The organism is Saccharopolyspora sp. NPDC045941, assembly GCF_056431445.1.
Genome location: NZ_JBWKKU010000129.1, coordinates 1 through 8,556, shown reverse-complemented (window position 1 = coordinate 8,556; position 8,556 = coordinate 1). Strand labels below are relative to the sequence as shown.

The following is an 8,556-nucleotide window of genomic DNA, read 5'->3' as shown; positions in this document are numbered from 1 at the left end:
CCCCTCCGCCGTGTATTGGACATACATCAGGAGGGGCACCCACAGACCAGGAAGCCTCTGAGGTTCCGCCACCCGCACCGCCACGCAAAACGAGGTTGGAAAAACCTCATTTAATCCCCGCTCAGCTCGACGAACCCTCTTGCCCGTTCAAGATCGACCCCACCGGCCGCGACGTCTACGCCGAGGCCGCCGGCATCCGACGACAAGGCCCCGCAGCGCGGTGGAACTTCCTGGTGGAGTGGTGGCGTGGGCGGTAACCAGCCACGATCTGCTTAAGCGGCTGCTAAGTGCACGCGTTTCCAAGGACGCCCGGCAGCACTGGCGTGCTTTCATCAACGGCGCGATCACCGAGGAATGGCCGCTGCATATCTACGTCTCGGTGCCTAGCATGTTCACCGCCTACGGCAGTGAGCACCGACGGCGTTCGCTGCTGTTCCGCATCCGCCGCGACGCCTTCGACCACACGGGGAACCGTGTGTCCAAAGAGGTCGTTCACGGTGTCACCAGTCTGACCGCCGAACAAGCCGACGCCGATTGCCCACGTCATCCGCCTGCACTGGGGAATAGAAAACAAGAACCATTGGGTACCAACACGTCTACACCGGCTCAGGCGTCCACGTCATGGCCACCTTACGCAACCTCACGCTGGGCTTATTACGCCTGGCCGGGATCACGCAAATAACCCGAACCCTGGAACGTATCGCTGCCGACCGAACCAGAATCCTTCCACTCATCGAGGCCGCCACCAGCGCAAACCAACTTTGACGTTCCCCTGACGACTACCTCGAGTCACCGATGCTTACCCGGAAAGACTCAGCATAAGCGGCCGCTACCATCCCAAATCATCCCGGCCAGCCGAACTGCCCAAATGGTCATGCATTAGTGGACATTAGGGCACAGTCGCGACCAAACGGTATCGTCTCTGACGAAAAGAGCGCCAGAATTCGCCTCGTAATCGCGACCAACCACATTTGGCCCGGTTGGCGGCAGATCAATGCCCCAAGCGCGCACCTGGGATAGACCGATTTTCGCATACCGAAAACGGAGAACGTTGCTGGAGGTGGAGACAGGGAGCGCCTTGGCCAAACCTCTGGCTTCCCTGCAAGATTTCCTCGCGATCCCGTTAATTGCGCGCGAAGCGGCGACCAATGATGCTCATTTCTCAATACAATACTGCCGGGTACGCCGGCGTTGAGCGCATTTATGGTGCAGCTCGTCGGTACTTCATCGGTGCTGGCACGGATGACTCCCGCTAGGTCCATCAGACCAAGCTGGGAAGCCTCTGAACCATACGGAGGAACCTCAATCACCGAAACGAAAGGAACTATGGGAGTGTCAATCGGTCAGCGGGTTCTTCGAGTTAGCGATGAACAAGTAAGGGTCTTTGCGGAGGCCAGTGGAGACATCAACCCGCTCCACACGGATGTCCAGTATGTCCGCAGGTGCACGAGTTTTCCGCAGCCCATCGTGCACGGCGCGTTGGTGGTGATGCACGCGCTAGGTACGTGGATCGAGTCGGCTCAGCTGCCGAACGACCGTTGGCTCCGGGCGCGTTTTCACGGCCCTGTCCTGCCCGGCGCCGAGTACACCGTGACGATGCCGGAGGCTGCGACTCGGTTTGAGGTCTGGGCGGCGGAGAACCTGGCGGTCGAGATTGACCTGGAGAACGTCGGTGACGAGCGTGTTGATCGAGAGCTCTCGAACGTCTCCGACGTGAAGAGCTTGGGTGACGGGCCAACACAGTGGACCATCGATGAGATCTCCGAGGGATTGACTTTGGAGATCCCCTTTGGCGGCGACGTCGGAGACCTTCACGCAACGCTGCGCGGTTACGGGGCAGATGCGGACGGAAGCATCGGCCAGCACGTGACGTTGCTGTCCTGGGCCAGTTACGTAGCAGGCATGCATCTCCCGGGACGGGAGGCGATGATCACCGGATTGTCGGTGTTGCCGGACGGCGCGCCGAATCTGGCGCAAGGCGTTGGTCGTGTCGAGGTCACCGCGGTGGACCGACGGTTTGGACTGGTGAAACTCGCAGGGGCCCTGGGCGGGGTCGGGCAGGTGCAGCTTTCGGTATTGGTGCGGCAGCTGCCCGCAGAGCTCGACCCAGCGCAGCTAACCGAACTTATTCCCCAAGTGCGGGCTCTGGACAACCAGGTCGCCGTGGTGGTCGGCGGCAGCCGGGGACTGGGAGCGAGCCTGGTTCAAGGGATGGCGCTACAGGGTGCCGAGGTCTATGCCCTCTATCGCGATTGTGGAGCCGAGGCCCAGCAAGTTCGCGACGCGCTAGGTGCCGACGCGGAACGAGTCCACTTGGTGCAGGCAGACGCGTCCAATGCCGATCAGCTGGCAGAACTGGGCGATCACATCAGAGCAAGGCACGGGGGCTTGGACGTGCTCGTGCTCAACGCTTTCCCGACGGTGCACCCAGGCATGACTGGTGACGCCGCGCAAGCATGGCAGGAAAGCGCTCTTCAGCTAGTGCACACGCCTCTGGAGAGGTTGGGCGAACTGGTCGAACAGCGTGCTGGACAGATCATTCTGATCTCCAGCGAGTATGTCACCTCATGCCCCACCGGGTTGGAGCACTACGCCGTTGCCAAACAGGCGGCCGAGGCAATGGTCAAAAACACGATCACGAACAAGTCCAGTACCAGAGGTGTGATCGCGCGCCCGCCGCGGCTGGCCACAGCTTACGCGAGCGGGGTTCTCCCCGGGATGCGCGTCGAACCGGTCACCGCCGGCATCATCAACGCGCTCTTGAAGCCAGGTACGGCGGGTACGGCGACCGTGCTTGAAGATTTCGCCCAGCCGGCCGATCTCCCTTCAGAGTCGCAGAAAACCGGCAAGAATTCTTCGCGGCTTGCGGTGGCCGCCACGTTCACCATCGATCCGCTGCAGCCGCCCCTTGACGCCTGGTTGCAGCGCCTCGGACTCGAGTGGGAATTGGAATTCTCCCCATATGGTCAGATTTTCCAGCAGCTCCTCGCGGTCGATAGCGCGCTTAGCGGGGCGACGGCGGCAGCGCTGTTGGTGCGCTTCGCCGACTGGGATGAGGCCGGAATCGAGAAAACGATTGAGGAGTTCGCGGCTACAGTCCGGGCTTGGGCCGAACGCGGCACCAACCTGGCAACCTTGCTCATCCAGGTATGCCCGAGCCCGGAGCCGCACGCGGATTTGGATGAAAAACGTCATGCCCTGCTCTCGGAGCTGCTGGACGGGTTGCGCGGCGTGCACGTACTCGACTGCGCCACTTGGCATGGTGGACTGTCTCCAGAGCCAGGTAATGTGCACGACCCGGCGCGGCTTCGTATTGCGCACATGCCCTACACCAGTGAGGGTTACACCGCCCTTGCCACTGGCCTCGCGCGGACGCTGCACACTGTTGCTGCACCGCCGTTCAAGGTGCTCGCGCTTGACTGCGACAACACCCTGTGGGACGGCGTCGCAGGGGAAGACGGGCCGCAGGGGTTGCGGATGCGCGATGGGCACTACCGGCTCCAGCATTGGGCAGCGGACCTTTCGCGGAATGGCGTCCTCGTGTGCCTGGTGAGCAAGAACGATCCCGCTCTTATCGGGGAAGTGTTCGCCACTCGGACCGATATGCCGCTGCGTCCGGAAATGCTGGCCGGGCAGGCCGTCTCGTGGGAACCGAAGTCGGCCGGCCTCATCCAACTCGTCGAAGGTTTCGGGCTGGGGCTCGACAGCGTGGTGTTCCTGGACGACAACCCACTCGAAGTGGCGGAGGTACAAGCCAATTGCCCTGGGGTGCTTGCGTTGACCGTACCCGCCGAGCCCGACTTACTGCCTGACTTCGCGGCACGGGTCTGGGCGTTCGACCGCTTGGAGACCACCGACGAGGACCGCGCGCGCACCCGCTCTTATGTCAGTCAGCAAGAGCGCTCTCAGCTTCAGCGCACGATGAACTTCGCGGAATTCATGGCCAACCTGCAGTTGCAGGTGGACATAGCTCCGGCAGCTGATGCCGACCTTCGGCGAGTTGCCCAGCTCACCCAACGGACCAACCAATTCAATGCCAGCGTCCAACGTCGCCAGGAGTCGCAGTTGCAAGTGCTCCTCAAAGACGAACGGGCGGGTTGCCTGGTGGTCCGCGCCAAGGACCGTTTCGGTGATTACGGTACCGTTGGTACCACGATCTACCAGCAGGACGCGGACGAGCTTGTGGTCGACACCTTCCTGCTTAGCTGCAGGGCACTCGGCCGCGGGGTCGAGCACCGCATGTTGGCCGTTCTCGGTGAGCTTGCAATCAAATCAGGTTGCGAAACCGTGCGAATTCCGTGCAAGCGTACTGACCGGAACCTCCCGGTCCGAAAGTTCCTGGGCTCACTCAGCGCGCCCGAGCCACTGGTCGACGACGGTGCTTTTGACGTCACCCTCAGCGCGGTCGAAGCCAGCAAGGTTCACTTCGATCCTGCCACGATGGATCAGGCCGCTCCCGCGGCGAGTTCCACATCGTCGATACCGCAGACGATTGGCACAACGAGATTGAAAGCTCTGCAAACAATCGCGGAAACCCTGCATGAGCCGGGAAACGCGGCCGACTACCTCGTTGGCCGAGGCGCGTCGACCAATGCCACGGCCCCTCCCACATCGCAGGCAACTCAGGCCGAGGTCGACAACGATGCACTGCGGACGATCGTGCATGTTCTCGCTGAAGTCGCTAACCTACCCCAGCAAAGCCTCAACGCCGACACCCATGTACCAGGGCTCCGCCTGTCCTCGATGACCATGGTGGAGGCAGTGGTCGGACTCGGGAAGTACGTTCCCGAACTGCAGGTTGAGGAGCTTTACGAGCACGACACACTGGGTGAGCTTGCCGCGAGCCTGGCACCTCGCCTCACCGCCACTGCCCCGGTCACCGACGCCCGAGCTAGCACCGAGGTCGCCGCCGGCGACGTCGACGCCCAACCTGCTCCGGAACCAGGCGAAGTCGACCATCTCGTGGCGCGCGGACTGGATGCACTCCAGACCTTCGAGCAACTCTCGCAGCAAGAAGTCGATCACATCGTGCAGCAGGCCGCGCTCGCTGCCCTGAACAAGCATCTCGCGCTCGCTGCGCTGGCGGTCCAGGAAACCGGTCGTGGCAGGGTGGAGGACAAATCGACCAAGAACATCTACGCGGCCGAACACATAGCCAACGACCTCGCCGGGCTGAAAACAGTGGGGACCATCGCCCACGATGAACTCACCGGAATGACCCAGACGGCCAGTCCAGTGGGCGTCGTAGCGGCCATCACGCCTGTTACCAACCCCACCTCCACGGTCATCTTCAAGTCCCTCATCGCACTCAAGACACGCAATCCGATCATCTTCGCCTTCCACCACATGGCCCCCCGCTGCGGCGCCGAAGCGGCCCGAACCGTCCGCGACGCCGCGGTGGCGGCCGGCGCGCCGGGCGACTGCATCCAATGGATCGATAGCCCCACCCGCGCCGCGAATCAGGCACTGATGCGTCACCCGGGTGTCTCCGTCGTCCTCGCAACAGGTAGCAACGAGACGGTCGCAGCCGCCTATAGCTCTGGTAAGCCGGCAATCGGCGTCGGCGCCGGGAACGTACCCGCCTTTATCTCGGCTGACGCCAACCTCAAGCGTGCCGCCAACGACGTCCTTCTGTCGGTCACGTTTGACAACGGCACGGCCTGCTCGGCCGAGCAGGTGCTCATCGTCGAGGCCTCCCGGTACGACGAGACGCTGAGTGAGCTACAGCAGCTACACGCGCACCTTGCTACCCCAGACCAAAAACGGGCGCTGGAACGGCTCCTGTTCGGTACGGAGGCTGGTGCCGACGACGCGCCCACGGCCCGTCGCTCGCTGCTGGCGGTTGGCAAGTCACCTGCATGGCTCGCCTCCCAGGCCGGTTTCACCGTTCCCGAGAACACCTCGGCGATCCTCGTCGAAGTGTCCGACGTGGACGCTGCCGAGCCGTTGGTCCGCGAGAAGTCCTGCCCAATCCTTGCCGTACTTCCCGCCGATACCGCTGATCAGGCCATCGGGAAGGCGCAACGGGCCCTCGACCTGTGGGGCAGGGGGCACACTGCCGCCATCCACACCGCTGATCAGGATCTCGTCAATCGCTACCGCAACACGCTGAAGGCGGCCCGGATCGTCTGGAACGCTCCGGCGGCACAAGGCGCGATGGGAGACTTGTACAACGCATTCCGCCCATCGCTCACACTCGGCTGCGGTAGCTGGGGTGGCAACTCCATCGCCGACAACATCGGTGCGGTCCACCTGCTGAACATCCAGCGAACCGGGCGACGCACGAACAACATCCAATGGTTCAAGGTCCCACCGAAGATCTACTTCGAGCCGCATAGCTTGCGATACCTGGCGGACATGGCCGACGTGCACAAAGCGGTCATCGTCTCCGGCCGGACCATCGCCCGTCTCGGCTATCCCGGCAAAGTCGTCGATGTCCTCCGCCGCCGCGCCGAACCCGTGGACGTGAGGTTGATCGACTACGTCGAACCTGAGCCGACCGTTTCGACAATTCGCCGCGGTGCCGAAATGATGAGGGAGTTCAGACCAGACACGATCATCGCTATTGGGGGCGGCTCGTCGATGGACGCCGCCAAGCTCATGTGGCTGTTGTACGAACACCCCGACACCGACCTAGATCACGCGAAAACTCGCTTCAACGACATCCGCAAGCGCGCCTACCAGTTTCCGCCACTCGGCCGCGACGCTCGCTTGGTCTGCATCCCCACCACGTCGGGCAGCGGCTCAGAGGTAACGCCGTTCGCAGTGGTCACCGACCCCGATTCGGGACGCAAATACCCGATCGGCGATTACGCCCTGACCCCGAGCGTCGCGATAATCGACCCCACCTTGGTGACCGAAATGCCGAAGGGATTGGCAGCAAGTGCGGGCATGGACGCGCTCACCCACGCCACCGAGGCCTACGTATCAACATATGCCAACGACTTCACGGACGGACTGTGCATCCAAGCGATCAAGCTTCTCTTCGAGAACCTTGAAACTTCTGTTCGGAGCGGCGGCGACATCTTCATTGCGCGCGAGAAGGTGCACAACGCCAGCACGCTAGCAGGAATGGCTCTTTCCAATGCGTTCCTGGGTATCGTGCACGCCATGTCGCATACCATCGGGGCCACGTTCAGCCTGCCCCACGGTAGTACCAATGCGATCCTGCTGCCGCACGTCATTCGCTACAACGGGCAAAGCCCGACGAAGCTCACCGGTTGGCCGAAGTATGAGAACTACCGAGCCCCGCAACGTTTCCAGGACATTGCCCGCGTCCTCGGTCTGCCATCGCGAACGCCGGAGCAAGGGGTTGAATCGTATGCGGTTGCCATCGAGCGGCTCAGAGACGCCGTCGGTATCCCGCCCTCCTTCGCCGAAATCGGCGTCGAGGAAACGTCCTTCCTTGCCGCTTTGCCGACGCAAGCGATGAACGCCTATGAGGACCAATGTGCTCCGACCAACCCGCGTGCTCCCGTGCTCGACGACATGCAGAAGCTGATGCGCGATGCCTACTACTGCAGTAACCAGCAGAACTCTCCAGTGGATCCGAGCATTCCTACCTCGCGGAACGGACAAGTCCGAACGACGGCAGGCGCGTCACGCTAAGGCTCGATCTACCGGAGTTTCCGGGTAGTGGTTCGGTCGTGAGTAGGTGAGATGCCCTCTCGAGCTTGGACGATTGATCTTGCTGAAGGATCACTGCGTCTAACCGAGAGGGCATCTCTGGAGTGCCTTGCGACGTGAGGTCGCAGCCGTGGTGACTGACTGCGTCGATTGGAGGTTTGGCACTGTCGCAGACGTAGTCCGGGCCAGTGTCCAGGACTCGTCCCCGCCCAACACGCATGGCCCGGTAAGAGCTGGGCGCGAAGCTGCCAATATAAGACTGACGGAGATGGTTGACACCCCGGGTTTGATGATCTGGAGTTCCCCCGGGTGCGTGGATGCTGCGAGGTCTTGCACTGTAGTTGATGTGCGCCGGTGTTCGTGGTCGGCGGGGCTGAGGTAGCCCGGGGCGGAGTGTCTGCGGCGGTGGTTGTAGAAGGCGATCCAGCGGGAGACCTGCTGTCGGACCTCGGCTTCGCTGCTCCAGCAGGGTCGTCCATTGTGGAGCAGTTCGCGTTTAAGGGTGGCGAAGAACGCTTCCGCTAAAGCGTTGTCGTAGCTGGAGCCGATGCTGCCCATCGACCGCCGCACACCGTGAGGTTTACAGGCCTTGGCGAAGTCAGCCGAGGTGTATTGCGACCCCTGTCGGAGTGGAAGACCACGCCGTCGACGTCGCCGCTGCGGGCACGCACGGCGGCCCGCAGCGCATCGCAGACCAGCTCGGCCCGCAGGTGACCGGCGATGGACCACCCGATCAACCTGCGTGAGCAGATATCGATCACGGTCGCCTTTCGAAGGCCGTATCATCCCCACGAACGATCAGTACCCCCACGCACCGCGGTTACACCGTTCTCCTGGCTCTGTCGCTGGTTGCGTGATCAAGGACGCTGTGGGTAGTTATTGGTCGAGTAGGATTCTCTTTCGTAGCAAGGTGAAGCTTGCTTTGCCGTA

4 protein-coding genes are annotated in these 8,556 nt (G+C 62.3%); 2 read left to right on the top strand and 2 right to left on the bottom strand.

Going from position 1 to position 8,556, the window contains the following annotated elements:
• The first annotated feature begins 241 nt into the window (after positions 1 to 241).
• Together AC07FN_RS45205 and adhE are read left to right on the top strand one after the other, a co-directional pair.
• On the top strand, positions 242 to 682 hold the full coding sequence (locus AC07FN_RS45205; protein ID WP_478401263.1) for a hypothetical protein: 441 nt from the start codon (positions 242 to 244) through the stop codon (positions 680 to 682).
• Between the two features lie 521 nt (positions 683 to 1,203).
• Complete coding sequence (gene adhE / locus AC07FN_RS45200; RefSeq protein WP_478401262.1) at positions 1,204 to 7,608, top strand: bifunctional acetaldehyde-CoA/alcohol dehydrogenase; 6,405 nt, start codon at positions 1,204 to 1,206, stop codon at positions 7,606 to 7,608.
• Positions 7,609 to 7,707: 99 nt separating this feature from the next.
• Here the strand turns inward: adhE and AC07FN_RS45195 are convergent, their stop codons facing one another.
• Positions 7,708 to 8,196 carry an integrase core domain-containing protein gene (locus tag AC07FN_RS45195; protein WP_478401261.1) on the bottom strand — a complete coding sequence of 163 codons (489 nt, stop codon included), beginning with the start codon at positions 8,194 to 8,196 and terminating at the stop codon, positions 7,708 to 7,710.
• Positions 8,148 to 8,387 (bottom strand): DDE-type integrase/transposase/recombinase, encoded by a 240-nt coding sequence (locus AC07FN_RS45190; RefSeq protein ID WP_478401260.1) that lies wholly within the window; start codon positions 8,385 to 8,387, stop codon positions 8,148 to 8,150. Before AC07FN_RS45190 ends, AC07FN_RS45195 begins: the two co-directional genes overlap by 49 nt.
• Positions 8,388 to 8,556: the final 169 nt, after the last annotated feature.